This window comes from Oleiharenicola sp. Vm1 (assembly GCF_047777955.1).
Taxonomy (GTDB): domain Bacteria; phylum Verrucomicrobiota; class Verrucomicrobiia; order Opitutales; family Opitutaceae; genus Didemnitutus.
In genome coordinates this window covers 2,297,199-2,323,779 of sequence record NZ_CP180537.1, presented here as the reverse complement: position 1 = coordinate 2,323,779, position 26,581 = coordinate 2,297,199, and the positions used below count along the sequence as shown (strand labels likewise).

The 26,581-nt window shown below is 68.9% G+C and carries 23 protein-coding genes and 2 pseudogenes; 7 read left to right on the top strand and 18 right to left on the bottom strand.

The window, feature by feature from the left end:
* Window positions 1–90: 90 nt before the first annotated feature.
* Both ACMYLB_RS11405 and ACMYLB_RS11400 read left to right on the top strand, forming a co-directional pair.
* Complete coding sequence (locus ACMYLB_RS11405; RefSeq protein WP_415907133.1) at window positions 91–1,797, top strand: coagulation factor 5/8 type domain-containing protein; 1,707 nt, start codon at window positions 91–93, stop codon at window positions 1,795–1,797.
* 53 nt (window positions 1,798–1,850) lie between these two features.
* Window positions 1,851–2,174 carry a zinc ribbon domain-containing protein YjdM gene (locus ACMYLB_RS11400; protein ID WP_415907132.1) on the top strand — a complete coding sequence of 108 codons (324 nt, stop codon included), beginning with the start codon at window positions 1,851–1,853 and terminating at the stop codon, window positions 2,172–2,174.
* 9 nt (window positions 2,175–2,183) lie between these two features.
* Here the strand turns inward: ACMYLB_RS11400 and ACMYLB_RS11395 are convergent, their stop codons facing one another.
* Window positions 2,184–2,489 carry a DUF6172 family protein gene (locus ACMYLB_RS11395; protein WP_415907131.1) on the bottom strand — a complete coding sequence of 102 codons (306 nt, stop codon included), beginning with the start codon at window positions 2,487–2,489 and terminating at the stop codon, window positions 2,184–2,186.
* A gap of 74 nt (window positions 2,490–2,563) precedes the next feature.
* Here ACMYLB_RS11395 and ACMYLB_RS11390 point away from each other — a divergent pair, with 74 nt between their 5' ends.
* Window positions 2,564–2,941, top strand: coding sequence for an arsenate reductase family protein (locus ACMYLB_RS11390; RefSeq protein WP_415907130.1), 378 nt, complete (start codon window positions 2,564–2,566; stop codon window positions 2,939–2,941).
* A gap of 135 nt (window positions 2,942–3,076) precedes the next feature.
* On the opposite strand, the gene ACMYLB_RS11385 is transcribed toward ACMYLB_RS11390, so the two are convergent.
* From ACMYLB_RS11385 to secG, 6 genes are all read right to left on the bottom strand, one after another.
* Window positions 3,077–3,202, bottom strand: coding sequence for a hypothetical protein (locus ACMYLB_RS11385; RefSeq protein WP_415907129.1), 126 nt, complete (start codon window positions 3,200–3,202; stop codon window positions 3,077–3,079).
* 13 nt (window positions 3,203–3,215) lie between these two features.
* The gene (locus tag ACMYLB_RS11380) at window positions 3,216–3,878 is read right to left on the bottom strand and encodes an alpha/beta hydrolase family esterase (protein WP_415907128.1); all 663 of its coding nucleotides are present in this window, start codon (window positions 3,876–3,878) and stop codon (window positions 3,216–3,218) included.
* Window positions 3,879–3,940: 62 nt separating this feature from the next.
* Window positions 3,941–5,131, bottom strand: a complete 1,191-nt coding sequence (locus ACMYLB_RS11375) for a pyridoxal phosphate-dependent aminotransferase (protein ID WP_415907127.1) — start codon at window positions 5,129–5,131, stop codon at window positions 3,941–3,943.
* A complete protein-coding gene (locus tag ACMYLB_RS11370) occupies window positions 5,031–5,690 on the bottom strand; it encodes a hypothetical protein (RefSeq protein ID WP_415907126.1) in 660 nt (219 codons plus the stop codon). The genes ACMYLB_RS11375 and ACMYLB_RS11370 overlap by 101 nt, the downstream gene beginning before the upstream one ends.
* Window positions 5,691–5,706: 16 nt before the next feature.
* On the bottom strand, window positions 5,707–6,522 hold the full coding sequence (locus ACMYLB_RS11365; RefSeq protein ID WP_415907125.1) for an outer membrane lipoprotein-sorting protein: 816 nt from the start codon (window positions 6,520–6,522) through the stop codon (window positions 5,707–5,709).
* A 76-nt stretch (window positions 6,523–6,598) separates the two neighbouring features.
* Window positions 6,599–6,946 carry a preprotein translocase subunit SecG gene (secG, locus tag ACMYLB_RS11360; RefSeq protein ID WP_415911026.1) on the bottom strand — a complete coding sequence of 116 codons (348 nt, stop codon included), beginning with the start codon at window positions 6,944–6,946 and terminating at the stop codon, window positions 6,599–6,601.
* Window positions 6,947–7,067: 121 nt separating this feature from the next.
* Here secG and ACMYLB_RS11355 point away from each other — a divergent pair, with 121 nt between their 5' ends.
* Window positions 7,068–7,634, top strand: a complete 567-nt coding sequence (locus ACMYLB_RS11355) for a hypothetical protein (RefSeq protein WP_415911025.1) — start codon at window positions 7,068–7,070, stop codon at window positions 7,632–7,634.
* A gap of 12 nt (window positions 7,635–7,646) precedes the next feature.
* Here ACMYLB_RS11355 and ACMYLB_RS11350 read toward each other — a convergent pair whose 3' ends face one another.
* The 6 genes from ACMYLB_RS11350 to ACMYLB_RS11325 all read right to left on the bottom strand — a co-directional run bounded on the left by ACMYLB_RS11350 (window position 7,647) and on the right by ACMYLB_RS11325 (window position 13,542).
* The gene (locus tag ACMYLB_RS11350) at window positions 7,647–8,585 is read right to left on the bottom strand and encodes a ParB/RepB/Spo0J family partition protein (protein ID WP_415911024.1); all 939 of its coding nucleotides are present in this window, start codon (window positions 8,583–8,585) and stop codon (window positions 7,647–7,649) included.
* A gap of 1 nt (window position 8,586) precedes the next feature.
* Window positions 8,587–9,150, bottom strand: coding sequence for a LysM peptidoglycan-binding domain-containing protein (locus tag ACMYLB_RS11345; protein ID WP_415911023.1), 564 nt, complete (start codon window positions 9,148–9,150; stop codon window positions 8,587–8,589).
* Between the two features lie 45 nt (window positions 9,151–9,195).
* On the bottom strand, window positions 9,196–10,137 hold the full coding sequence (fmt, locus tag ACMYLB_RS11340; protein WP_415911065.1) for a methionyl-tRNA formyltransferase: 942 nt from the start codon (window positions 10,135–10,137) through the stop codon (window positions 9,196–9,198).
* Between the two features lie 56 nt (window positions 10,138–10,193).
* Entirely contained in the window at window positions 10,194–11,681 is a 1,488-nt protein-coding gene (gene der, locus ACMYLB_RS11335) for a ribosome biogenesis GTPase Der (RefSeq protein ID WP_415911022.1), read from the bottom strand.
* Window positions 11,682–11,852: 171 nt separating this feature from the next.
* Entirely contained in the window at window positions 11,853–13,040 is a 1,188-nt protein-coding gene (locus ACMYLB_RS11330; protein ID WP_415911021.1) for a pyridoxal phosphate-dependent aminotransferase, read from the bottom strand.
* 16 nt (window positions 13,041–13,056) lie between these two features.
* Window positions 13,057–13,542, bottom strand: a complete 486-nt coding sequence (locus ACMYLB_RS11325; protein WP_415911020.1) for an Lrp/AsnC family transcriptional regulator — start codon at window positions 13,540–13,542, stop codon at window positions 13,057–13,059.
* Window positions 13,543–13,656: 114 nt separating this feature from the next.
* Here ACMYLB_RS11325 and ffh point away from each other — a divergent pair, with 114 nt between their 5' ends.
* Entirely contained in the window at window positions 13,657–15,009 is a 1,353-nt protein-coding gene (gene ffh / locus ACMYLB_RS11320; protein ID WP_415911019.1) for a signal recognition particle protein, read from the top strand.
* Window positions 15,010–15,108: 99 nt separating this feature from the next.
* Here ffh and ACMYLB_RS11315 read toward each other — a convergent pair whose 3' ends face one another.
* From ACMYLB_RS11315 to ACMYLB_RS11295, 5 genes are all read right to left on the bottom strand, one after another.
* On the bottom strand, window positions 15,109–16,371 hold the full coding sequence (locus ACMYLB_RS11315; RefSeq protein ID WP_415911018.1) for an alpha/beta hydrolase: 1,263 nt from the start codon (window positions 16,369–16,371) through the stop codon (window positions 15,109–15,111).
* A 115-nt stretch (window positions 16,372–16,486) separates the two neighbouring features.
* The gene (locus tag ACMYLB_RS11310) at window positions 16,487–17,635 is read right to left on the bottom strand and encodes a tetratricopeptide repeat protein (RefSeq protein WP_415911017.1); all 1,149 of its coding nucleotides are present in this window, start codon (window positions 17,633–17,635) and stop codon (window positions 16,487–16,489) included.
* Between the two features lie 125 nt (window positions 17,636–17,760).
* Window positions 17,761–19,965, bottom strand: a complete 2,205-nt coding sequence (gene gnpA, locus ACMYLB_RS11305) for a 1,3-beta-galactosyl-N-acetylhexosamine phosphorylase (RefSeq protein ID WP_415911016.1) — start codon at window positions 19,963–19,965, stop codon at window positions 17,761–17,763.
* Window positions 19,966–19,984: 19 nt separating this feature from the next.
* Window positions 19,985–22,078, bottom strand: a complete 2,094-nt coding sequence (locus ACMYLB_RS11300) for a beta-galactosidase (protein ID WP_415911015.1) — start codon at window positions 22,076–22,078, stop codon at window positions 19,985–19,987.
* A 105-nt stretch (window positions 22,079–22,183) separates the two neighbouring features.
* Window positions 22,184–24,943 (bottom strand): sugar-binding domain-containing protein, encoded by a 2,760-nt coding sequence (locus ACMYLB_RS11295; RefSeq protein ID WP_415911014.1) that lies wholly within the window; start codon window positions 24,941–24,943, stop codon window positions 22,184–22,186.
* A gap of 21 nt (window positions 24,944–24,964) precedes the next feature.
* Between ACMYLB_RS11295 and ACMYLB_RS11290 the strand changes: the two are divergent.
* Window positions 24,965–25,699 (top strand): annotated as a pseudogene (locus ACMYLB_RS11290) (DUF5107 domain-containing protein); the annotation flags it as partial.
* A 212-nt stretch (window positions 25,700–25,911) separates the two neighbouring features.
* Window positions 25,912–26,139: pseudogene (locus tag ACMYLB_RS11285) on the top strand (DUF5107 domain-containing protein); the annotation flags it as partial.
* Between the last annotated feature and the right edge of the window lie 442 nt (window positions 26,140–26,581).

Here is a 26,581-nt window from a genome sequence, read left to right as displayed (position 1 = left end):
CATTCGCGGCGCGGTGCACAGCCCGCCGGACCGGAGCCAGTCCCGCGTTGCCGGGGCGCGCAGCCTCTCCCCATCATCGCCGCACCCTTGATGAAATCGCTGCTGTTGCGCCTCCTCGCGGGCTTGCTCCCGCTTCCCGTCGTTTCGTTGGCCGTTGCGCCCGACTTCGGCCCGCACGTGCTCATTTTCTCGCCCGGTGACCCCGACATCCAGGCGCGCATCGACGCCGTCTACACAGCGCAGGAGCGCAGCGAGTTCGGGCCCGGACGCTACGCGCTGCTCTTCCGTCCGGGCGAATACCGCGCCGACGTCCGCGTCGGCTACTACATGCAGGTCGCCGGCCTCGGCCGCTCGCCGGATGACGTGCACATCACCGGCGCCGTGCGCTCGAAGGCGACGTGGATGAGGAACAACAATGCCACGATCAATTTCTGGCGGAGCGTCGAAAATCTCGCTGTCACGCCCACGCAGGACGAGGGCGTGAACATCTGGGCCGTGTCGCAAGGCACGTCGATCCGTCGCGTCCACGTGCGCGGCAACATCAACCTCTGGGATGGCGGCTGGGCCAGCGGCGGCTTCATGGCCGACTGCAAGGTCGACGGCACGGTCAACTCCGGCACGCAGCAGCAATGGCTCTCGCGCAACGACACCTGGGGCCGCTGGGTCGGCAGCAGCTGGAACATGGTCTTCGTCGGCGTCGATCGGCCGCCGGAGGGGCGCTGGCCGGACCCCGCCTACACCGTCGTCGCGCAGGCGCCCCTGGTGCGCGAGAAGCCTTTCCTGACGGTCGACGCCCGCGACGAGTTCGCGGTCTTCGTGCCCGATTTCGTGCCCGGCGCTTCCGCCGGCAGCTCGTGGTCCCGCAGCGCGACGCCCGGGCGTTTCCTCCCCATCGCGCAGTTCCACATCGCCCGCCCGGAGCGCGACACCGCCGCCACGCTCAACGCCGCGCTCGCCGCCGGCCGGCACCTGCTCTTCACGCCGGGCAATTACCGCCTCGACGGCCCCGTCGTCGTCACGCGCCCCGACACCATCGTCTTCGGCCTCGGATTCCCCACGCTCATCTCTGCCACCGGACAGCCCGTTCTCACGGTCGCGGATGTCGACGGCGTCGTCCTCAGCGGCCTCCTGCTCGAAGCCGGCGAGACCGAGTCCCCGCTGCTCCTCCAGGTCGGACCGCCGGGCAGCACCGCCGCCCACGCGCGCAACCCGATCGTGCTGCACGATCTCTTCGCCCGCGCCGGCTCGAGCGTGGCCGGACGCACGCGCACCTTCGTCGAGGTCAACAGCCACGACACCCTCCTCGACAACCTCTGGCTCTGGCGGGCCGACCACGGACCGGGCGCCGGGTGGGAGAAAAACCGCAACGCCCACGGCCTCGTCGTCAACGGCCGCGACGTCACCGCCTACGGCCTGTTCGTCGAGCACACGCAGGACTACCAGACGTTGTGGAACGGCGACGGCGGCCGCACCTACCTCTACCAATCCGAGCTGCCCTACGACCCGCCGAGCCAGGCCGCGTGGATGAACGGCGCGAAGCGCGGCTTCGCCTCCTACAAGGTCGCCGGCCACGTGCGCACGCACGAGGCGTGGGGCCTCGGCGTCTACGCCGTGTTCCACCAGACGCCGGTCATCCTGGAAAACGCCGTCGAGTCGCCCGCCGCGCCGGGCGTGAAATTCCACCACCTCGTCACGCTGCGCCTCAATCGCCAGACCGGCAGCGGCATCGCCCACGTGATCAACGGCGTCGGCGACCCGGTCATCGACACGAAGACTGCGCGCGTCGACGAGCATTGATCGCCGCAAAAACCCTTGCCCTCGCCGGACCGCGGCCGGCACCTTCAACCCTCATGTCGAAGCCCGCCTGCCCTGCCTGCACCCTCGAAGACGTCCTCAGCCACCCCGACAAGTGGGAGTGCGCGACCTGCGGCCACGAATGGCCCAAGGAAGAGGCCCCGGAGGCGGCGCGCGTGGTGAAGGATGCCCACGGCAACGTCCTCGCGGAGGGCGACACGATCATCACGATCAAGGACCTCAAGCTCGGCGGCGCGCAGGTGCTCAAGGCCGGCTCCAAGGCGAAGAACATTCGCCTGGTCGACGGCGATCACGAGATCGACTGCCGGATCGACGGCGTCGCCCTCGCCCTGAAGGCCTGCTTCGTGAAGAAGGCCTGAGCGGCGCCCTCAGGCGTCCGCCGCCTCGTCCGTCGCAGGCACGCGCCGGGCGGGGACGGGAATCAGTTCGATGTAGACATGCGCCGCGCCACGCGCGGCGATCGCGTCGATCTCGCCCGCCACCTCCTTGAGCGTGCGCGGTTCGGCCTCCGACTCGCTCGGGCCGACCCGGCAGGTGAAGTCCCAGCCGCGAAATCCCTCCGCGGGCGGACGCTGGCGCGCCCGACGGAGGAACTTGTTCACCTCGTGCCGGATCTTGTCGCGCACGCGGGCGTCGTCGCGGCCGGCCTGTTGGAGCGGGAAAGTCTTCTTCATGGCCGCAGCGTTGCGCCCGGCGGCGGCGACACAACGCAATTGCAGTCGTCCGGCGCCGGCTTTGAGTCGGGCGCATGGCGCAGCCCTCCCTCACCGTCTATGCCTACGCGAAATGCTCCACCTGCCGCGACGCCGCGAAATGGCTCCGCGCGCACGGCGTCGAGTTCAGCGAGCGACCGATCTACGAGCAGCCGCCGACGTCGGCCGAGCTGCGCCGGATGCTGAAGCTCCAGGGCGGCAACCTGCGCCGCCTCTTCAACACCTCGGGCATCCAATACCGCGAACGCGGCCTCGCCGCGAAGCTCCCGACCCTGACCGAGGCCGACGCCCTCGCGCTCCTCGGCTCCGACGGCCGGCTGGTCAAGCGCCCCTTCGTGCTCGGCGCGAGCGTCGGCCTCCTCGGCTTCGACGCGGAGGAGTGGACGGCAGCGCTGCCGCAGCTGAAGTCATGAGCCCTCGCCGGCATCCCAGCCGGTGACGAGGACAAGGGCCGCGAGAATGACGAGCGTGGCGATCATGAGGATTCAACTCTTCGACGAACCGATCCGCCCGGACCGGACACCCCGCGGCCATTTCCGCGCCAACGGCTAAGGCCGCGTCTGCGCGCGCAGGAAGGCGACGATGGTCGCCGCCGCGTCCGCCGGGAGCGCATGGCCGCCGGGGTGGATGTAGGTCACGACCGGATTGCCGGTCGCCGATGGGTAGCGCGTCACGAACGCCCCTCACTCACGCCCTCCCCTCGCAGCGATCGAGCCGACGCAGCCAGCCGATCAGGCGCTCCTGCCAGGCAAATTTCACCAGCGGATCGGCGCTCCCGGCCAGGTGCAGCACCGGCGCCGGCTCCCGCGGCAGCGCGTCGCGCGGCGCGACCGCCGACGACGGCGCGAAGGCCGCGAAGACGCTCCGCCGCGTCGCCCACAGCAAATAGGTGAAGCCGCCCCCGTTCGAATGCCCCGTCGCGTAGACGCGGCGTCCATCGACGCGGTAATCCCGCTGCAGCGTCGCCCAGACGACGTCGAAAAACGCCAGGTCCCGATCGCCCTCCGCTCCCGGCCGCGCCTGCCACCCCGCCTTCTGGCCGGCCGGGTCCGTCAGCTGCCCGCGCGTCGGCAGGCCCTGCATGCTCACGACAAGCGCCTCGGGCCAGAGCTGCGGCACCGGCAGGCTCCGCGCGATTTGCGCGGCAGTGCCGCCGTGGCCGTGAAACAGGAAGACGACCGGCGCCCCGCCCTCCGGCGTTTGCGCCGGCAGCCAGAGCAGGGCCTCGCGTTTGACGCCGCCGACCTCCCAGGTCCGCGTGATCGGTTCCCGTGCCCCGGCGGCAACCGCCAGCGACGCGAACAGAAGCGACACCCAGACCGGCCACCCGCGCGCGATGCGGAGATTCATCGCACCGGTGACGCCCGAGTAAAGCGACCGGTTGCACCCGGCCGCGCGAATGCCCGCCGGGATTACCTGCGCAGGCCCGCGCAGAAGCGCGTGAGCCGCTCGACGCCCTTGCGCAGGATCTCGTCGGACGTCGCGTAGCTCAGGCGCAGGTAGCCCTCGGCGCCGAAGGACGAGCCGGGCACCGCCGCGACCTTCTCCTGCTCGAGCAGCTTGGCGCAGAACTCGGAGTCCTTGAGGCCGAAGCTCGAGATGTTCGGGAAGAGGTAGAAGGCGCCGCCGGCCAGCAGGCAGGAGATGCCGGGAATCTGGTTCAGCTCGGCGTGGAGGTATTTCCGCCGGCGATCGAAGGCCGACTTCATCTCCGCCAGCGCGGCCTCCGCCTTGGCCTTCTCCTTCAGCGCGGCGAGCGCGCCGTATTGCGCGAACGTCGTGGCGTTGGACGACATCTGGCTCTGCAGCTCGCCGCAGGCCTTGGCGATCGGCGCCGGCGCGACGAGCGTGCCGAGGCGCCAGCCGGTCATCGAGTAGGTCTTGGAGAAACCCGCCACGGTGATCGTGCGCTTCTCCACCTCGGCACCGAGCATGGCGAAATTCACCGGCTGGTTGCCGTCGTAGATCAGGTGCTCATACATCTCGTCGGCGAGCACGTAGAGGTTGTGCTTCACGCAGACCTCCGCGAGCGCGGCGAGCTCGGCGCGCGTGTAGACCGCGCCGGTCGGGTTCGACGGCGAATTGAGGATGAGCAGCTTCGTCTTCGGCGTGATGGCCGCCTCGAGCGCCGCGGGCGTGAGCTTGAAGCCGGCCCGGTCGTCGCAGAACACGAACTTCGGTGTCGCCCCGGCGAGCTTCACCATCTCCGGATAGCTCACCCAATACGGCGCGGGCACGATGGCCTCGTCGCCCGGATTGCAGGTCGCGAGCACGGCGAGGTAGCAGGAATATTTGCCGCCCGGCGAGACGACGACCTGCGCGGGCGTGATCTTGTAGCCGTATTCCGCCGCGTAGCGCTCGGCGATGGCGGCGCGCAGCGGCTCGATGCCGGGCGTCGGCGCATACTTGGTCTTGCCCGACTTCAGCGCGGCGATCGCGGCTTCCTTGATGAACTCCGGCGTGTCGAAGTCCGGCTCGCCCGCGGCGAAGGAGCACACGTCCTCACCCGCGGCGATCATCGCTTTCGCTTTCGCATCGATCGCGAGCGTCGGCGAAGGCGAGACATTGCGGGCCCAGACGGAGAGCGGAGGCGGTTGGCTCATAATCGGTGGCCGACTTAAGGGCGCGCGATTCGCCAACGCAAGTCAGCCGTGCGCGAGTTCGGTCATAGGCCGTCCGACGCAGGCGCCGCGCGGCCTCAGCGCTTCCGCCGCTTCTTCGCCGCCCGCTTCGCGGTGCGGCCGCTCGCCCCGGCCTTCGGTTTTTTCGCGCGGGCTTTTTCCGCGACGGCTTGGCGCGCGCCGCCGGCGCCGGCTCCGCAGCGGCAACCGAGGTCGGCATCTCCATCTCGAGCTGGCCGGCCGCGGCCGATTCCAGCTGGGGGAGAAACGCCTCCACCGCCGAACGCACGAGCTGGCCGACGCTCGTGTGCTTTTCGCGCGCAACCCGCCGGAGGTCGCGCCGGACCTCCCCGGGCAGGCGCACGGAGATCGTCAGCTGCGGGGGGCGGACGACCACGACGTTCTCGAGATTGAAGCGCTCCAGCGCGGTGCGGATGATCTCGCTGACCGAGCGGGCCTTGCCCTCGCGCACGGGCTCGCTCAGGCGGTCGAGAAACTCGACCTCGAGCTGCATCGCAAACGGGCGGTTGTCCTTGCTCATGGCCACGCGCCGCCGATCAGAGGCGCTCGACCTTGTCGCCAGGCACGGCGGGGGCCGGTTGCGAAAGGCTGTCGGGGGCGAAGGCCTCGGCGGGCAGCTCGAGGTCGAGCGCGGCCGCCGTCACGGCGAAGCGGGTCTTGGCGCGGGTCTGGTGGTTGCGGAGGTCGATCGACTTCACCAGCCACTGCTCGCCGATCTTCTTGAGATCGAGCACCGTGACCGTCTTCAGCGGCTTGCCGTCCGCGCCGAGCCACTCGGCCTGCGTCAGGGCGCTGAACTGCGTGTCCAGATACACCCGCACCGCCGCCGGCGCGGTCTCGCCGGCAGTGGCGGCAGCGAAGGACTCGGGCGGATAAAGCAGGAAGGCGTGCGCGGGGCGTCCGCGCACGTTGGCGACGCCCTCGTAAACGAAATCCGTCCACCGCAGGAACGGCATCTGAAGGTCGAAGAGGGTCAGGTCGGTGCCCTGCACCGGGCGCAGCCAGTCGGCCGGGGCCATCGGGTGCGCCGTCACGCCATGCTCGCCGGGGTTCCAGGTCCAGGCCGCGGGATTGGCGCCGCCGTGGAGCAGGTAGAGCTGCCCGTGGTTGCCGCCGGGGTTGGCCGGATCGTCGACCGCCAGCCGCGTGAGCGGTCCCGCTTCGCCCTGGCGACCGAACATCTCGCCCGTGAGCACGCGCTCGTCGCCGCGGCGCGGCATGACACGCAGCTCGAACTTCAGCCAGTAAGGACCGTGGATGCCGACATTGCGGAAACCCGCCAGCACCTGGGCGCCTTCAGTCTGGTCTGGCTTGCTGCCGAGGTATTTGGGCTCGGGCCGGGGCGCACCCACGGCCGAGGCGGACGCGACACCGGCAAACGCGAGCGCCGCAAAAAACAAAACCCGGCGAGCCGGGTTTCGAAGGAGCTTAGGGCTTCTTGGGCTCACCTTGCGCCGGGGCCGGAGTGCTCGGAGCGGGGTTGGCGGCGGGGGCCGTGACCGTCGGCAGCTTGGCGTCGGCGGCGGCCTGGTGCTTCGACTGGTAGATGTGAGCCAGATAAAGGCCGAAGCTGAGGACGAAGAAGAGGACGGCCGCGTAGATCGTGGCCTTGCTCAACACGTTGCCGGTCTCGGCGCCGAAGGTCGACTCCGCCACGCCGCCGCCCATCGCGGCCACGCCGCCATCGGACTTGGCCTTCTGCATGAGAACGACCAGCACCAGGAACAGCGACACGAGGATCAGGACCACCGTGAAAAGATTGATGAGCAGGTTCATGAAAGGGCCGAACGAACGGATTCCGACCTGCTTTGTCAACCAAAGTTCTGGCCCCGGCAGCCGGTCCCGGCCGGAATGGAACCGCGGAGTGCATCCGGTCGTCACACCCTCCTCCACTCCCATGAAAACGTCGTCCTTCCTCCTGCGCGGCCTGGCCGTGGCCGCCGTCCTGTCGCTCGGACTGTTTGCCGCCTCCGCCCGCGCCGCCGCGTCGGAGGCGAAGGGCGCCAAGGTCGCCGACCTCCAGTTGCAGATCAACGTGCCGCCGACCTGGCGCCCGTTCCTCGACGACGACATCGCGCAGGCCCTCGCCAACATCCTGACCGACACGTTCAAGCGCCGCGGTTACGCCGGAGTCATCGACTACCTCGAGGCCGACCGCCGCGCGCCCAACCCCGATCTCCCGCTCCTCACGCTCAACCTCATGCAGTGGCGCATCGATCGCGTCGGCAACGCCGAGTGCACGCTCACCGCCGAGCTCGCCGCCTCGGGCCGCCCGAACCGCGATCTCGGCATCGTCACCCAGACCCAGATCACCTGGATCCAGGAGCGCGGGCGCTACGGCTTCCGCCACTTCGAAATCGCCGACGCTCTCGAGGACACCGCCAGTGAGGCCATGCGCGACCTGTTCAAGCGCGTGGCCGACACCGGTCTCGTGCGGGGATTCCCCGCGCCGAAGACCAAGTAGGCGCGCCGCGGCTCAGAGCCGCACGCCCATGCGCTCCATGACGCGGGCGAGGTCGTCGTTGCCGTGGTATTCCACGATGATGCGCCCGTTCTTCGGTGCGTGCCGCAAGGTCACGCGGGCTCCGAGGTGGCTGGTGAGCTTCTTCTCCACATCGGCCAGAGCCGTCGCCTCCGCCGCGGGCATCTTGCGTTTCTTGCCCGGACCGGCCGCGGCCCCGCCGCGATGGCCCTGCACGATCTGCTCGAGGGCACGGACGCTCAGGCCGTCCTCGATCGCGCGCCGGGCCAGGACGACGCGCTCCGCCCCGTCGTCGACACCGAGCAGGACCTTGGCGTGGCCGACGCTGAGCATGGCCTTGCCGAGGTAGCCCTGGATCTCGGCATCGAGCGCGAGCAGGCGCAGCGAATTCGCCACGGTCGCTCGCCCCTTGCCAACCCGCTGGGCGGCGGCGTCCTGGGTCAGGTCGAAATCGCGGATGAGGCTGGCATAGCCGTGCGCCTCCTCGATCGGGTTGAGGTCCGCGCGCTGCAGGTTCTCGATCAGCGCCAGCGAGGCCGAGGAGGCGTCGTTGGACGTCATCACCCGCGCCGGGATCGTCTTGAGCTTCAGCTGCTGGAACGCGCGCCAGCGGCGTTCGCCGGCGATGAGCTGGAACTTATCGCCCACCGGGCGCACCACGATCGGCTGGAGCAAGCCCTCGGCGCGGATGCTGTCGACGAGGTCAGCGAGCGCGGCCGGATCGAATTCCTTGCGCGGCTGGTAGGGATTCGCCTCGACCTGCGCGACCGGGATCTCGCGGTAGCCGGGCAGGCCCTCGATCGACGGGGACGGCGCGCCGGCGGCGGCGACGGGAGCGGAAGGCGCGGCAGCGGGCTTGGCGGACGCCGGCGTGCCGCTGGCGATGAGGGCACCGAGACCGCGACCGAGACGGGAGGGAGGGGGTTTGGCCATGTTATTTGCCGAGGGGGATGAAGAGAGTTTGTCCGACGCGGATCTTGGTCGGATCGGAGATCTTGTTGGCGTTGACGATATCCTGCAGGCGGGCGCCGTTCTTCTGCGCGATGCTCGAGAGCGTGTCGCCCGGCTGGACCGTGTAGTTGATGCCCTGCTTCGGGAAATCCTCGGCGAAGCTCGTCTGCACCGCCGGGCGCGCGGCCTGGTTCTTGGCCAGGGCCTCGAGCGCGGCGTTGGTCTGCTTGCCCATCTTCTCCAGCTGGGCGGCGACGTGCGTGAGGATGTCGCGCTTTTGCTCGGCGAGATCGCCCTGGAGCGAGCGGCTCAGCTCGCCGATGGCCTTGTTCAGCTGATCGATGGTGGCGTAGTTCTGGCCGGCCTTGGACTGGAGCGCCGCATTCTCACGCGTCAGCTGCTCGACCGTGAGCGAAAGCTCGCCGACCCGCTGCTTCAGCTCGCGGATGTCCTCCCGCAGGCTCGCCATCTCGAACGCCGTGTTGTTCGCCGGCTGCGCCAGCGCGGTGACGGCGGCGAGACTTCCGAGGAGAAACCAGGTTCGCATGTCCGCAGCTTGGAAAAAAGCCGGTCGAAAACAAGCGAAGACCCGTCAGCGCACCGGACGCGGGAACGGGCGGGCGGCGACCAGCGGGGGCATCGCGGCCGACGGCAGCGCGGTGCCGGGCGCGATGGGGAACCCGCGGAGAAACTCGCCCGCGGCAAGCATCCGGCCGCCGGGGCGCTGCAGGCGCAGGATGCGCAGGACGCCCGCGCCGGTCGCGATCCGCAGGCCCTCGGCGTCGGCGCCCAGCACATCGCCGGGGCGGGCGGATTCCGCCCCGTCGGACGACCCGACATCGGCCGCGCCGAACTTGACCGGCTGTCCGTTGATCTCGACCGCCGTGGCCGGCCAGGGAAACAGGCCGTTGATGCGCGCGGCCAGCTCGGCGGCGGGGCGCGCGAAATCGAGCCCGCCGTCGCTCTTCTCCAGCTTGCGGCAGAAGGTGGCGGCGGCGTGATCCTGCTCGCGAAAGGCCTGCGTGCCGGCGGCGAGCCTGGGCAGGGCGCGGGCGACGAGTGGCACGCACGCCGCGGCGAGCTTGGCCTCGACGTCGAGCGCCGTGTCGCGCAACGCGATGGCGACGCTCTCTGCGTCCGCGATCGGCCCGGCGTCGAGCTCCGGCACGATGCGCATGAGGGTGACGCCGGTCACGCGCTCCCCCGCGGCGACGGCGGTCTGGATCGGCGACGCGCCGCGGTATTTCGGCAGCAGCGAGGTGTGCAGGTTCAGCGTGCCAAGGCGGGGCGCGGCGATGAAAGCATCGCGCAGGATGTGGCCGTAGGCCATCACCAACGCGAGATCGGGGGCGTAGCCGGCGAGCGTGGCGAGCTCGGGCTCGCGGAGCCTTTCCGGCTGATGGACGGGGATGCCGTGCTCCTGCGCCCACAACTTGATCGCGTTCGCCTGGACCTTCTGGCCGCGGCCGACCGGGCGGTCCGGCTGGGTGAAGACGGCGACGACGCGCGCACCGCTCCCTCGCCCGCGAGCCAGTGCAGCATCGGCAGCGCGATCGCGTCCGAGCCCATGAACACGATCTTCAGCATGACTCAGTCGTCCAGCACCACCGGTTCGCCGGCGAAATCGGTATCGATGTCGTCGCCGCCGCCGCCGGCCTCGTTGCGCTTCTGTCCGCGGCGCGCGAGGCGCTCGTCGATCGAGACCTTCTTCTTGCCGACGAGGTCGAAGTGGATCGGGCAGCCGTCGAGGTTGAACTCCTCGACGAGGCCGCTCTCGAGATAACGGCGGTATTGTTCCGTGAGGTTGCCCTCGCGATTGCAGAAAATCTTGATGCGAAACGGACGGTTGCCCGTCTGGGTGGCGTAGTAGGCGCGGAAGCGCTGGCCGCCGATCGCCGGCGGCGGCATGCGATCGGTGAGGCCCACGATGGCGGCGTTGAGCTTGCCGGTCGGAATCTTGCGGCCGAGGCGCTCGTCGAGCGCGCGCGCGGACTTCAGCATGCGCTCGATGTCGTGGCCGGTGAGCGCGGAGACGAACATCACCGGCGCCCCGGGCGTGAAGAACAGCCGGTCGTAGAGCGCCTTCTCGAACTTCTCGCGGAAATCGCGCTCGTTGTCGTATTGCTTCAGGTCGCCGCGGCGGAAGGCGGCGTAGACCAGGTCCCACTTGTTGACGATGACGACGATCGGCCGGCCGGCGCTGACGATCTCGCCGGCGATGGCCTTGTCCTGCTGCGTCACGCCGTCCATCGCGTCGAGCACCATGAACACGACGTCGGCGGTGTGGATGGCGTCGATCGAGCGGACGCGGGAGAAATATTCGACCGAGGACGAGAGCTTGGTCGCCGGGCGGATGCCGGCGGTGTCGATGAGGCGGAACGGCCAGACCCGGCCGTCGCGCGCCTGGTAGTCGAACGCGTGCTCGACGGAGTCGCGCGTCGTGCCGGGGACGTCGGAAACGATCAGGCGGTCGCTCTTGAGCAGGCGGTTCGAGAGCGAGGACTTGCCGACGTTCGGCCGCCCGACGAAGCAGATCGTCAGGCGCTTCTTGTCGTGGTCCTCCGGCTCGGGCTCGGCCGCGGGCAGCTTCTCGAGAATCTTTTCGCGGAGGATCGCCTCGCCGTTGCCGTGCTCGGCCGAGATGAAGAGCGGCTCGCCGAAGCCGAGGCGGAACAGCTCGCCGACTTCGCCGACCTTTTCCTCGCCGTGATCGGCCTTGTTGGCCACGAGGATCACGTGCTTCTTCGCCTTGCGCAGCAGCTGGCCGACGCGCTCGTCGAGCGAGGTGAGGCCCTCCTTGGCGTCGACGACGAAGAGGATCACCGACGCGGCGCGGATCGCGAATTCCACCTGCGCCTCGGAGGCCTTGATGAGCTTAGCTGGCGTGTTGGCGTCCTGCAGGCCGAGGCCGCCGGTGTCGAGCAGGGTGTAGCCGCCGTCCTTCACCTCGACGGAAACGATGTCGCGCGTGACGCCCGGCTGATCGTGAACGATGGAAACGCGGCGCTTCGCCAGTCGGTTAAACAGGCGGCTCTTGCCCACATTGGGGCGGCCAACGATGGCGACGGTGCGTGACATAGGCGCTAAGCTGTAAGCAGGAAGCGCCCGGCTCAAGCCAGCTAATTCGGGAAGGGCCGAAACAGGCCACATGCGCCGATACTCGGGAATGTAGGGCGGGGTCTCCCGACCCCGCCTTTCTGCGCATGCCGCACCCGCGGCGGGGTCGGGAGACCCTGCCCTACACCAAACTCAGCGCTTCCCGTGCGTCGCCACGAACTTCTCCATCCGGTCGCAGGCGTCGATGAGCTGCTCGTAGCTGGTGGCGAAACAGGCGCGGACGTGGCCGAGGCCGTTGTCGCCGAAGGCCGTGCCGGGGACGACGGCGACCTTGTGCTCCTTGAGCAGGCCGACGGCGAAGTCCTTTTCGCTCATCCCGGTGCTCTTCACGTCCGGGAAGGCGTAGAACGACCCGCGCGGCGAGTGGCATTTCAGGCCGATCTCGTTGAAGCGGCGGACGACGAGATCGCGGCGACGGTGGTATTGGTCGCGCATCTTCACGACGGAATCCCAGCCGTTGCGCAGTGCTTCGAGCGCGGCCTCCTGGGCGATGATCGAGGCGCAGAGCATCGAGTATTGGTGCACCTTCATCATCGCGTCGATGAGCACGGCGGGGCCGCAGGCGTAGCCGATGCGCCAGCCGGTCATCGCGAAGGCCTTGGAGAAGCCGTGGAGGAAGATCGTGCGCTCCGCCATGCCGGGCAGGCTGGCGATGCTGGTGTGCGTGCCGTCGAACGTGAGCTCCGAGTAGATTTCGTCGGAGAGCACGAGCAGGTCCTTCTCGCGGCAGAACTCCGCGATCTCGAGCAGCTGCTCGCGCGTGCACGTGCCGCCGGTCGGGTTGCACGGCAGGTTGAGCATCAGCATGCGGCAGCCGGGCTGCCAGGCGGCGCGCAGCGACTCGGCGGTGAGCGCGAAGTTGTCCTTCGCGTAGGTCGGCACGGCGACCGGGATGGCGTGCGTCAGCGCGATGCTCGGCGAATACGACACGTAGCACGGCTGGTGGAATAGCACCTTGTCGCCGGGATTGAGGAACGCGCGGCACGCGAGGTCGAGCGCCTCGGAGACGCCGACGGCCACGAGGATTTGATCTTCGGGGCGGTAGCTGACGTGGAAGTGCTGCGCCACGTAGTCGGCGATCGCGCGGCGGAGTTCCGGCATGCCGAGGTTCGACGTGTAATAGGTCTTGCCCTTTTCGATCGCGTAGATCGCGGCCTCGCGGATGTGCCAGGGCGTGACGAAGTCGGGTTCGCCCACGCCGAGCGAGATGACGCCACCCTCGCCTTTCATTTTGGCGACGAGTTCGAAGAAGTCGCGGATACCGCTTTTGGGCAACGCGGCCACGTGGCCCGCCACCCAGCGTTTCGGGTCGGTGCTCATTGAGTTGTCCTCCCGGTCAAGGCGCGACGTTCAACCGCTCGCCCGAGGACTCGGCCTGATCGAGGATGAAGCCCTGGTCCTTGTAGCAGCGGAGTTGGAAATGCGTGGAGGTCGAGAGCACGCCCTCGATCGTCGACAGTTTCTCGGAGACGAAGGCCGCGACGCGCTGGAGCGTGGTGCCCTTGACGAAGAGGAGCAGGTCGTAACCGCCCGACATGAGGAAGCACGACTCGACTTCGTCGAACCGGCTGATGCGCTCGGCCAGGCGGTTGAAACCGCCGCCCCGTTCCGGAGTGATGCGGACCTCGATGACGGCCCGCACGGTAGCTGCGGCGGCGTCGCGCGAGAGATCGAGCACCGGACGCCAGCCGAGGAAGATTTTATCTTTCTTCAACTGTTCCAGGTGCTGATGGACGACGGATTCGGACAAGCCCGCCACCTGCGCCATTTGGGCAGTGGAGAGCTGGCCGCCTTCGAGCAACAGCTTGAGAACAGGGTTCATGGGAGCAGGAAGCTGGCAAATCGGGCGCGCCCGACGCCACCTTTAATTCATTCGGGCTTGTGGCATAAATTTGGGATGGCCTAGCGCCGCGACTTGGTTTCCCTGCCCCTTCCGATGTTCGAATCCCTGACCGACAAACTGACCAACGCGCTGCGCAACCTCCGCGGCGTCGGCAAGCTGTCCGAGGAAAACATGGCCGACGCGCTCAAGGAAGTGCGCGCCGCCCTGCTCGCCGCCGACGTCCACTTCAAGGTCGCCCGCGAATTCATCGAGCGCGTGCAGCAGGCCGTTGTCGGCCAAGAGGTCCTGAAGTCCGTCACGCCGGGCCAGATGGTCATCAAGATCATCCACGACGAGCTCGTGAAGCTCCTCGGCGAAGGCACGACCGAACTCTCGGCCAAGCGTCCGCTCAAGATCCTGATGGTCGGCTTGCACGGCTCCGGCAAAACCACCTCGACCGCCAAGCTCGGCAAGCTGCTGAAGAAAAAAGGCGCCCGGCCGTTCGTCGTCGCGTGCGACGTCTATCGTCCCGCCGCCATCGACCAGCTCGAGATCCTCGCGAAGCAGGAAGAACTCGGTTTCTACTGCGACCGCACGTCGAAGGACGTGCCCGCGATCGGCGCGAAGGCCCTCGACGCCGCGACTGCGGCGAACGCCGACATCATCCTCTTCGACACCGCCGGCCGCCTCCAGATCGACACCGATCTGATCGAGGAAGTGAAAAAGCTCAGCGCGAAGGTGCAGCCGGACGAGATCATCCTCGTCGCGGACGGCGCCCTCGGCCAGGAAGCCGTGAACGTCGCGAGGGCCTTCCACGACGCGCTCTCCCTCACCGGCCTCATCCTCACGAAGATGGACGGCGACGCCCGCGGCGGCGCCGCGCTCTCGATCAAGAGCGTCACCGGCGTGCCGATCAAATTCGTCGGCACGGGCGAAAAGACGGGCGACTTCGAGGTGTTTCACCCCGATCGTCTCGCCTCGCGCATCCTCGGCATGGGCGACGTCGTGTCGCTGGTCGAGAAGGCGCAGGAGACGATCGACCAGAAGGAAGCCGAGCGCATGGCGGAAAAGCTGCGCAAGGCGGACTTCAACCTCGAGGACTTCCTCGCGCAGATGCAGCAGGTGAAGAAGATGGGCTCGATGCAGTCCATCCTCGGCATGATGCCGGGCATGAGCGGCGTGGAACTGCCCGGCGACGCCGACAAGCAGATGAAGCGCACCGAAGCCATCATCCTCTCCATGACCGTGCAGGAGCGCCGGAAGCCCGCCATCCTCAATGGCAACCGCCGCATCCGCATCGCCCAAGGCGCGGGCGTGAAAGTCGTCGAGGTCAATCAGCTCATGAAGCAGTTCGAGCAGATGCAGAAGCTCATGAAGATGATGAAGGGCGGAAATCAGAAGAAGCTCATGCGCCAGATGGAAGCCATGCGCGGCAAGGGCGGCGGCATGGGCATGCCCGGGTTCTGAGTTCGACGGTCGCGCAAACTTTGTAGGCTGCGAGAATCGCGATCGCCCCGAGCGCATGTCGCTCTGCGCTGACTCCGCGGCTGTTTTCGGCAACGCGGGTTACGGCACTGGATTCAGCTCGAACTTCCAATAACGCCCGTCCGCGCCTACCTGCTTTTCCGTCAAACCGCGCTGCGCGGCGCGCAGGCCTTCGAGCACGAGGCGGCGGATGTCTTTCAGCACGGAGCCGCTCTCGGCGAAGTAGGAGTGTTCGAGAAAACTCGTGTCCAGGCCGGAGGCGTCGACCGTTTCCACGCCGGGCACGACGGCGATGCCCGTCGCCGCGTCGCCGAGCCGTGGATAACCGTGGACTTTCTTCGACGCGAGCAGCGCCTTATCGCCGTCGGAGACGTAGAGCGTGATCTTGTCGCAGCCGGCGGCGAGCTTCGGGGCGATCTCGCGCTTGAAGACGTCGGCGTCGATATCGGGCGCCGTGAGGATGATTTCCTTGAATCGCCCTTTCAGCTCGGGGTGTTCGGTAAAGAGTGCGGCAACCGCGCGCGTCAGGGCGCGATTGCCCATCGAGTGCGCGATGAGGTAGATGTCCTTCGCCCCGCAGTTCTGCGCGTAATCGAGCAGGAAGTTTTTCAGGTTGAGCGTGCACCACTCGACGTTCGCTTCATCGACGGTATAGCCCTCGAGCGAGGCCTGCGACGGCCAGCTGTAAAACACCGGCGCACCTTGGAAATCGAGGTCGTAGGTTATTTGCGCCGTGCGGCGTGCGGCGTCGTCGAAGGCGACGTTGTAGCCATGCACGAAGACGAAAGACGCCTCGCTGCCGCCCCGGGCGAGGGTTTCGCGAATGTCCGCGATGAAGTCGTCGCGGGGAAAGGTCGAGCGACGCACGATGACCATGTGTTTGCGCGGATCCTCGGAGAATTCGAGCCGCCACATCGACGGCCGGTCAGTGGCGCCAATTTGATGACCACGGGGGACGCTGATGAACAAGCTGCCATAAGTGATCGCGGCGCCGCGGTCGCCCCCGAATTCGCCGATGGCTGATTCCTTGCGATCAGTCGCGAAGAACACCCGCACTTGATCGAATTCGAAGCCGCGTGCGACATTGGGATTCCTGCTCGCCGCCGGCGTCGGCCGGGGTGCTCCCGTCCGCGCGAAGGACTCGCGGCGCTGAGCTCGTTCCGCCTCTGCGCGGGCGCGAGCTTCGACCTCGGCACGGGCCGCCTCGTTCGCCTCGTGCTCCGAAACCTCCGGTGGCGGCGACGTCATCGGTGCCGGCACCGGCGCAAGATGCGAACAGCCAACCTGCGCACCCACCAGCACGGCGGCGAGCAGCGGGACAAAGGCGCGGGGCAACCATCTCATGCGCGGCGAAGCTGCCGGGAGCGACGTCATCGCTCAACTCCACAATCGCCTCACTTCAAGCGCGCCAGTTCAGCGTGCGAGAGCGCGTCCTCGACATAGGTCTTCTGCTCGGTCTTCAACGCCGACTGGAAGCGCAGACGCGCCGTCGACTTGTCGCCGGCCTGCCGGCGCGCGAGACCGATGTAGAAATGCATCTCGCACGCCCGGCCCATGAGTTCGCCGTCGTCCGGCGTGTCCTTCGCGACGGCCTCGAGCGCCTCCTCGTCGATTTGTCCCGTGATGAACTTCGCGAGCGCCTGCAGCCACGGCTCGTCCTTCCAGTTGCCCCAGGAGGTTGCCACCCGCTTGTCGGGCTCGCCGACGCGCAGCAGGGCGTGATGACGGACGAAGAGCGGGTAGGCCGCACCCGTGGTCGGCTCGGCATCCGCGGCCGCGGCGAGGGTCTTCGCCGCGGCGGCGTAGTCCCCTTCGCAAATTGCGCGTAGCCCACCACCCGCAGCGCGGGGGCCGCCTTGGGCACGATTTCCAGCGCCTTCCTGCCATCGGCGATGGCTTCGTCCCACTTCAGCTGGTGGAAGCGAAGCCACGCGCGGTTGTTCAGCGCGTCGGCGTGCTGCGGGCTGAGCTCGATGGTTTTCGTGTAATCCGCCTCCGCCTCGTCCACCTGCTGGTCGGCCTCGTAGAGCTGCGCGCGGAGGTAGCGCGCGGCAACATACTCCGGTTTGAGCTCGAGGGCCCGCGTGAGGTCGCTGCGGGCCGCCGCACGGTCCTCAAGTTTGCTCTCCACCTCGGCGCGCATGCCCCAGAGCTCGACGTTCGCCTTCTCGTGGGCGCTCGCCGCGGCCTTGTCGCCCGCGGCCGCGAGCGACTTCGCGTTGTCGTTCACCAGGTCGATAGCCTGCGTGAAATCCGCGAGGCTGTTGGCATAGTCCTTGGCCTCGTAGCGCAGCTGACCACGCACGCGGTAGGCGTCGATGTTGTCGGGATGCAGCGCGATGGCTTGGGCGAGATCGGCGCGCGCACCGCTCAGGTCCTTCAGCTTCCACTTCGCGATCGCCCGCATGACCCAGACGTTGCCGGCCTTCGGCTCGGCTTCCAGGATCTCGTTGTAGATCTCCAGCGCCGGCTGGGTTTCGCCGGCGTCGAGCTTGGCGTTCGCGTCCTTGAAGCGCTTTTCGAGCGCCTCCTGGTCCGCCGCCAGGGCGGCGGTGAACAGGGCGGCAAATGAGACAAGCAGGGCGAAGGAGGCGTGGAAACGGCGCATGGAGCGGAGGCAGGGTGCGAATGTCCGACGAGCGAGCGCCAGCTTTCTTAGCCGCAATTTGAGCGCAAGCCCGCAGCGCGGGCCGCCCCCGGCCGGTCGGCCTGCCCGGCGCACGCCCTTCGGCCCTAAACGTCGAGGATCGCGATGCCGTGGGCCTCCAGCGAAACGGACTTCGCCGTCCGGCCGTCGGCGAGCGTCACGGTCGTGCGCTCGTCGGTGCCCGCGTTGTTGATCACGACGAGCTTTCCGGCCTTCGCAAAATACGTGGCCTCCGTCTTCACGTTGCCCGACTGCCACGCGCCCCACGCGGCGTCCCGGGACGCCGCCCAGAAGAGCGCGCGGTGCAGCAGGCGCGTGTTCTCGAAGGTGAATTTGAACCCGCTGAGATAGATCGAGCGGCCGCGGCCGAAAGCATGCACGGCCAGGCGCGGCGCGCCGTCGCGTTCCGCCAGCACCTGCGTGTCGCCGCCGAGCACGAAGAGCCCGTCCGTCTCCTTGGCGAGATCGAGCGGCGCGGTGACGTCGGCGGTGATGAAGTGCGGGGCGACGGGCGCGGGCGGGACGGCGAACCTGTATTTGCCGTTGGCCACGCGCTCGCCGGTCTCGCGGTCGACGCCGAGCACGCGGGCGAGCTTGAACTGTTGGCCGGGCGTGGGGCGCGCGCTGGGCTCGCCGATGCCGACGAGGCCGCCGCCCTTCTGCACGAACTGCGTGAGGATGGCCTCGACGCGCGGGTCGTCCCAGTAATGCCCGCCGCTCCACGCCGTGCCGGCGCGGCCGCAGTTGATGATCGCCTGCACGCCCTTCGGCACGCCTTTGGCCACGAGGTCGTCGAAGCTGATGAACTGCACGTCGAGCGCGAGACCGGCGAGCGACTCGAGCACGTCGTAGAGCGCGACGCCGGGCGTGAAGTGGCCCGAGCAAGTCCACGCGCGCAGGTCGCCCCAGGCCGTGAGCACGGCCACCTTGAACGGCGCGCTCCAGGGCCGGTCGCCGCGGTGAAAGGATTTCAGGAGGCGAAACTCCTGCGCGAGTCCCTCGATGTAGTCCTGGAAATCCGGGAACGGCTCGACCAGCGACAGGTAGCCGCCGAGGCCGATGCGGTCGATCGGCGCGCGCACGAGGCCGCGGCGGGCGTCGATCCAGAAGTTCTTCGCGTCGAGCGTGGGGTTGCCGCCGGCCTTGAAGGTCGGCTCGCCCTTGAGGCCGGTCGGGAAAAGATACGGGTGCAGGCGCAGCTCGCGCGTCTTCGCGCCGGTCGAGTGCGCGCAGAGACGCACCTCGAAGGCGTTGAAGACGCACTTGATCAGGCCGTCGAAGCCGAACTCCTTGAAGCGCGGGCTGCTCGGCTCCACGCCGACCCAGTGGTCGTCGTAGAACACGTAGGCGAGCTTCTGGTATTGGTGGACGAGATCGATGCACTGGCGGCCGAACTCGATCACGAAGTCGTGCACGAAATCCATGTAGTCGCGGTAGCGGCGCGACGGCGCGTTGTGCGTGGAGTTGTAGAGGCCGCCGTTGACGAAGTCCTCCGACGTGAGCCGGTAGCCATATTTCTTCTCGAACAGCGTCAGCGCCCGCGGGCTGACGGTCATCTCGTAGTCGCCCCAATCGGAGTAGATGTCGCGCAGCTTCGCGTGGTCGGCGCCCCAGAACCACGAGAAATTGTAGAACATCGAGGTGAAGCGGACGACCTTGGTGTCCGGGTGCTCGCGCAGCCACCGGTCCAGATAGGCAAGCAGCACCTTCTGCGTCTCGGGCTGCATCGGATCGACGGCGGCGAGATGCTCGCGGTCACCCCAGTTGTTGGTGAGGTGATTATACATCGAGATTTCCTCCCAGATGCGAAAGGCGAGGAAGTTCACGGTGTAGCGATGGCCGGGCACGGTGCCGTCGATGGTGACGGTGCCCTTCTTCGCGTTGAACGACCACTTCGTCTTCGCGACCTCCTTGCCCGTGGTGCGGTCGAAGACCTGCCACCAGCGCTTCGGGCTGTCGCCGAAGTTCACCACGAACTGCTCGGTGTAGAAGCCGGCGAGCAGCGTGATCGTCGTCTTCGCCTTCTCGGCCACGACCGGGAAGCTCATGAGGAAGTTCTGCTGGAGCTTGTCGCGGTTGACGCGCGCCCAGGGTTGCACCGAGCGCACGAGGCAGAGCGTCGAGTAGATCGCGTAGCCGGACTGCACGATCTCGGGCGAGAGCTGGGTGCCGTCGGAGTCGCGGATGGTGTCGGCGCCCCATTTCTTGGCGAGGCGCAGCGTGAGCTGCTCGTAGCCGGCTTCGCCGGGCAGCGTGAAGTCACCGTGAGAAAGATCGAGGGTGTGGCTCATCGAGGGAAGGAGAGGAAATTCAGAAACGCACGGCGCGCCACTCGTAGCGGCCGAGCTTGAGCGCGCCGGCGGGCAGCGCCGCGTGCGTCAGCGCATCGGTCGCCGCCGTGGGCAGCTGCACCTCGCCGCCCGCGCCGTCCAGGTTCACTGCGATCCAGAGGCGGTGGCCGTCGGCGGCGACGCGCGGCGCGACCAGCGTGCCGGGCGTGGCGGTGTAGCGGCTGCCGAGCGCCGCGCGTCCGGCGTAGTGCGTCACGAGCTTCGCGAGCATCGTCTTGCCCGCGTCGCCTTGGGGCTCCGCGCCGAGCACGACGATCGCGCCGCGGTCGAGCGGCCGCTCGGTGGCGAACGCCAGCCCGGGCTCGACCCGGTCGGTCCGCAGCGTGCCGACGATCTGCGTCTCGGGAGCCGCGGGACGCAGCGCGTTGCACCAGCCCGCCAGGGGCGCGGAGACGCCGGCGGCCTCGGCCTGGGCGTCGATGCCGTTGACGGGAAAGGAATACACGACCTCGATGCCGGCGAGCTTCTCCAGCGCGCCGAGCGCGGCGTCCGTCGGCACGGTGTGCTCGGCGGTGCGGCCGCCGGTGAGCGGGCCGCAGATCCACACGCCGCCGGCGCGGACGAATTTCTCCACCTTGGCCAGGAACGCGACGCTCACGTGCGGCATCATCGGCGTGACGAGCAGCTTCAAGCCGTCGAGCGGCGCGCCTTCGAAGCGGATGTCGCGCGGGATGCCGGCGTCCATCAGCAGCGAGTGCCAGTCGCCGATCGCCTTCTGGTAGTCGACGGGGTGCGTGCGATTGGCGCCGAGCGGCTCGGTCTGCCACATGGCGCGGGCGAGGTCTGACCAGGTCACGGCCGCTTCGCTCGGCGCGGGCTGGCTCGCCGCGAGCAGCGGCTCGAGGCGCCGGCGCGCGGCCTCGACGCGCTCCACCGGCGCGTAGCCGAGCGTCGGCTTGCCCCACGCGCTGAGAATCGCGCTGTGCGGCAGCTCGCAGCCGGTGCGCTGCTGGCGCCAGAGCCAGTAGCAGAAGGCCTCGCCCCCGAGGGCGTAGTCCGCCACGGCCTCAACCTCGAGGAAGCCCGGCGGATGCGCGGGCTCGTGGTTGCTCAGCCAGCCGTTGTGCGCGACGCTGGTTTCCATCACCCAGAACGCCCGGCCGGGTTTCGCGCCGCGGAACAGGTCGTAATCCACGATCAGATTCCGCCAGTCCTTGCTCGACGGGTAGTCGTCGAACGACGCGAAATCGAGCGGCGCGTGCAGGCTCTCGAGCCCGACGCTGAACCAGCGCATCGTGTTGTGCGTGATCGGCGCCGACGAGTGCTGGCGGATTTCCGCACACTGCTCGGCGACTAAATCGGCCGTGCGCTCGCGATTGAACATCCGGTAGGCCGTGCTGAGCGACGCGTTGTGCAGGAACGGCGTGCGCAGCGGCGCGGGCACCTGGTCGAAACGCTGGTAACGCTGGCTCCAGATTTCGGTGCCCCAGGCGGCGTTGAGCGCCTCGATCGTGCCGTAGCGCTTCTCCAGCCAGCGCTGCCAGTTGGCGATGGCGGACGGGTTGAAATCCTCGGCCACGTGACACTTCAGCTCGTTGTCGATCTGCCAGGCGATGACGGCGGGATGCCGGCCGAGCGCCGTCGCCTCCGCCGCCACGATGCGCAGGCACGCCGCGCGAACCTCGGGGTTTTCATACGACATGTGCTGGCGCGCGCCGTGGATCATCGCCCGCCCCTCGGCGTCGATGAACGCGCGCTCGGGATGCCCGTGGCTCAGCCAGATCGGCGGCGTGGCGGTCGGCGTGCAGAGCACGACATCGATGCCGGCGGCGTGGAGCTGATCGAACACGCGCTGAAAGAAACTGAAGTCCATCCTGCCCTCGTCCGGCTCCATCTTCGCCCAGGCAAATTCGCCGACGCGCACCACGTTGATCCCGAGTTTTTTCATCTCGGCGATGTCGCGGGCGACGTCCGCCTCCGGCCAGAGCTCGGGATAGTAGGCGGCGCCATGGTAGAGCTTCGTCCCCTGCCCCACGGCCGCACGCGCAGCGGGACCAATCAACGAAGCGGCGAGCAGGGCGATGACGGCGAGGCGGCGAATCCAGGTGTTCATGGCGGAGGTTGGGGCGACGGGGCCGCTGGGCGCGGCCGGGAGTCGAGAATTACACGCGTGCCGCGCGAGCAAAGCCAGTCGCTTTCGGATAGTCCGGCGCCGGGGTCAGGAAAACAGCGCCCGGACGGCGTCCGGCGTGACCTCGCACGCCGGCGCGAAGGCCTCGCTCGCCGCGTAAGCCAGCATGCTCGCCCGCAATTGCCGGACCACCGGGTTGCCCGCCAGATCGCCCTCGAGGTCGGCGCCGCTCACGAGCAACCGGCCCGCACCGACGCGCGCCTCGAGGATCAGCCCCAGGCGGCGGCAGGTATACCAATCGTCGATGACTTCGACGACCGGCCGCAGACCGGGCGGCCACCCGTCGAGCCGCAAGGCGTCCGCGCGGGCGAGCACGTGCCACCATTGCCAGTCGGAATGCGCCTCCGTCGGGAAACCGGCGAGCGCGGCATGCCGGGGATCGCACACGATGCCGAGCGTGTGGGGAGCCTGCCGTTGGGTGCACGCGGTGTTCCAGAAGATCGGCGTGAAACCGAGTTCGACCCGTCCGCGGTGGTCGCCGCGCGCGCGGCCGCGACCGACGGACAGCACCACCCGCCCGCCGCCGCGTAACACCGCCTCCGCCGACGCATCGAACGCACGCGTCACGTGCACCCCGTCCGGCGCCGCCACGGCCGGCCGGGCCGGATAGAACCACAGCGACCAGTCGTTCTCGATGGCCGTGCCGGCCACTCCGACGACCATGCGCACCTGGCGCGCCCCGGCGCTCGCGGTCACCGGCACGCGGATCGTCCCGAGCCGGTGGCCGCTGCCGAGCGGCACGTCGCCGGGCGGCAACTCGCCCGCAGCGAGCGTCGCGCCGTCCGCCTCCTCGATCCGCCAGCGCACGACGGCACCGCGGAGCGGCTGCGGGCCGAAATGCGCGATCTCGATCTCGGCCTCCACGATCTCGCCGGCCGCGAACACGCGCGCGGGCAGGCGCGCGAGCGGCACCGTCGGACCGCAGAACCGGCGAAACTCCGCCGGGCTCGCGTAGCCTTTCGACTCCCAGAAATGGTCGAGCACGCCCACCGGCGCGGTCCCCTGCCCCGGAAAATCCTGCAGGCCGAGCAGTTGAAATCCGGCCAGCCCGGGCGTGCGGAGCTGCGCCTCGATCTCCTCCTTGTAACACGCGAGTTGCAGGCGTCCCGCCGCGCGGCCGAAATCGCCGACGCGCTCTGCGAGCCCGCGCGCGCGCAGCCATGCCGCGAAAATCTCGTAGTTGCCCGCCCGCAAATGGCCATCGTGTTTCGGCGCCGTCTCGAGTGCCGGATAGGCGCACCACTGCCCGATTTCGTGACTGAGCAGCGGCGCCTCCCGCCGCTCGACGCTCGTGCGGTAGTCGGCGACGGTGGCGGGCGGCGTCGCGTTCATCCGGCTCGCCAGGCCGTCGCCCCACTGGTGCGCCCGCGACTCGGGCAGGACGTGAAAATCGTTCTCCGGCAGTTCCGGCCAGCCGGCCGCGCCGGTGTAGAGATGGCGCGGATCGCGCGCGCGCATCGCCTCGACCCAGCGCGCGAGGTAGTCGCGGTGCCTCGGTCCGCCGGGCTCGTTGCCGGCGGCGAAGAGCAGGAAGCACGGATGGTTGCCGTAGGCGCGCAGGATGCGCTCGCCCTCCGCGAGCGCCCACGCATCGACCGCCTCGCCGTCGCCGATGCCGCGCGGCGAGTTGAAGGCGAGCACCGCGACGGCGTTGGGCCAGGTCGCCGCCTCGACCTGGAAATACAGGCCCAACTCGTCCCCGGCGACGAACGCCGCCTCGGGCGGACACCAGGAATGGAAGCGCACGTGGTTCAGCCCATGCGCCTTGATCGCGCCGAGGATGCGCCGCCACTCCGCGACGTCGGTCGGCGGAAATCCGGTCCGCGGAAACACCGCGCAGTCCAGCGTCCCGCGCAGGAAGAGCGGCCGGCCGTTGAACAACAGGCGCCGTCCGTCGCGCCGCACCTCGCGCAGGCCGAAGCGGACGCTCCGCTCCTCACCGCCCGGCAGCTGCGCGCGGAGCGTGTGCAGCGCCGGCGCAAACTCGTCCCACCGCGCGGCATCGGCCCCCAGCGCGAGGCGGCCGACGAAACGGCCGTCCGCGTCCACCGGCACTTCGGACGCCACCGCGCCGCACGCCAGCCGCACGCCCACCGCCGCCGCCGCACCATCGCCGGTCTTCACCCATCCTCGCACCGTTACGGCGCGCGCGTCCACGTCGGGATAAACCTGCAGGTCCTCGATCCACGCGCGATCGGTCGCGCGCAGCGCGATCGCGCCGACGACGCCGTTCCAGTTGCCCTGGGTGTGGTCGCTGACGCTGTGCGCGTTCTCCCCCACGTCGATGGCGAGGCGGTTGTCGACCCGCAAGGTGAGCGTGTGCCGCCCGGGCGTCGCGACCGCGCCGAGGTCGAACTCGTGCGGCGTGCTCAGGCTGTCGCCGGCGCCGACTTCACGGCCGTCGAGCCAGACGCGCGTCTGTCCGTGCGGCCGCTCCAGCAGCAACCGCACCCGCCGTCCGGCCCAGGCCTCCGGCACCTCGATCTCGCGCTGATACCACGCGGCGCCGACATATACGGTCTCAGGCGTCAGCCAGAACGGCAGCCGGACCGGATGCGGCGGACGGAAGGGCGCATACTCGGGCGCCGTGAAATAGCTGCGGTCGAAGATCGTGCCCGTCCACCGGGTTTCCGCGGTCACCGCCTCGCCCTGTCGCTGCGCGGACAGCGAACCGGGCAACTGCACGCGCTCCTCCCCGAGTGGGCGGGCGAACCAGCGCGCGGCCACGCCCGCGTCGCTGTGATCGAGCGCGAGCCGCCATTCGCCATGAAGTGAGAGTGTCGCCATCGGTGGTTTGACCCACCCACGATGCGCGCGCCGCCCGGCCGCGGAAGCCGAAACCCGCCCAAATTTGCAGGACTGTCCGGCAGCGGGCGCGTCGCTCGGATGGGCTGCGTGCGATTGGCTCCATCGCGCCCCCCGCCCCGCCTGATGAGCCCCGTTTCCGTCCGCTGCGAAACTGTCGTGCTGCCCACCTACGAGCCGCAGCCGCCCGACCGCAACCCGATGTTTCTCGAGAAACGCGTCTACCAGGGCTCGAGCGGACGCGTCTACCCGCTGCCGGTCTGCGACCGGATCGCGGAGAAGCCGGCGCCGCGCGAATGGCAGGCCGTGTTCGTCGAGAACGAATTCCTGCGCGTGATGATCCTGCCGCAGCTCGGCGGCCGCATCCACCGGCTGATCGACAAGACGAACGGCACCGACGTCATCTATCACCAGCCGGTCATCAAGCCCGCTCTCGTCGGCCTCGCCGGCCCGTGGATCAGCGGCGGCATCGAGTTCAACTGGCCGCAGCACCACCGACCCTCGACCTTCATGCCCGCCGACGTGCACGTCGAATCGCACGCCGACGGCGCCGCGACGGTCTGGCTCAGCGAGCACGACCCGATGGCGCGCATGAAGGGCATGCACGGCGTCTGCCTGCGCCCCGGCCGCGCCGTGCTCGAGCTCCGCGCGCGCGTCTACAATCGCACCGCCGACACGCAGACTTTCCTCTGGTGGGCCAACGTCGCCACGCGCGTCCACGAGCACTACCAATCGTTCTTCCCGCCCGACGCCACCTTCGTCGCCGACCACGCCAAGCGCGCGATGAGCACGTTCCCCTTTGCGCGGGCCGCTACTACGGCGTCGACTACGCCGCGCGCGGACGGCACGGCGTGCCGCCCGACGAGGCGCCGCGACTTTACCGTCCCCCGGGCGGCTACTCGCCCGCCGATCTCTCGTGGTATGCCAACATCCCCGTGCCCACGTCCTACATGTGCATGGGCACGCAGGGCGATTTCTTCGGCGGCTACGACCATCGCGCCCGCACCGGCCTCGTGCACGTCGCCGACCACCACATCGCGCCGGGCAAGAAGCAGTGGACCTGGGGCAACCACGAGTTCGGCTACGCCTGGGACCGCAACCTCACCGACGCCGACGAACACGGCGAGCACCGCCCCTACATCGAGCTGATGGCCGGCGTCTACACCGACAACCAGCCCGACTTCTCCTTCCTCCATCCCGGGGAGACGAAAACCTGGACGCAGCACTGGTATCCGATCCGCGAGATCGGTCCCGCCCACGCCGCGAACACCGAAGCGGCGCTCAGCCTGCGCCTCGAGGACCGTCGCGTGCGCCTCGGCGCCGCGGTCACCGCCGCGCAGCCCGGCGCCCGCGTGCGGCTCGCGCGCGGCGGACGCACGCTGGCCGAGTTCACCCGCGACCTCGCGCCGGCCCAGCCGCTGGTCGAGCACGTGTCCCTGCCGCGCGGCGCGCGGATGGAGGAACTCGCGCTCTCCCTCACCGCCGCGGGCCGCGAGTTGATTTCCTATCGCCCCGTGGCCCCGCGGCGCGTCACGCCGGCCGAACTCGCCGCGCACGCGGCGACCGAGCCGCCCTCGCCCGCCGCCATCGCGAGCGGCGATGAGCTCTATCTCACCGGCC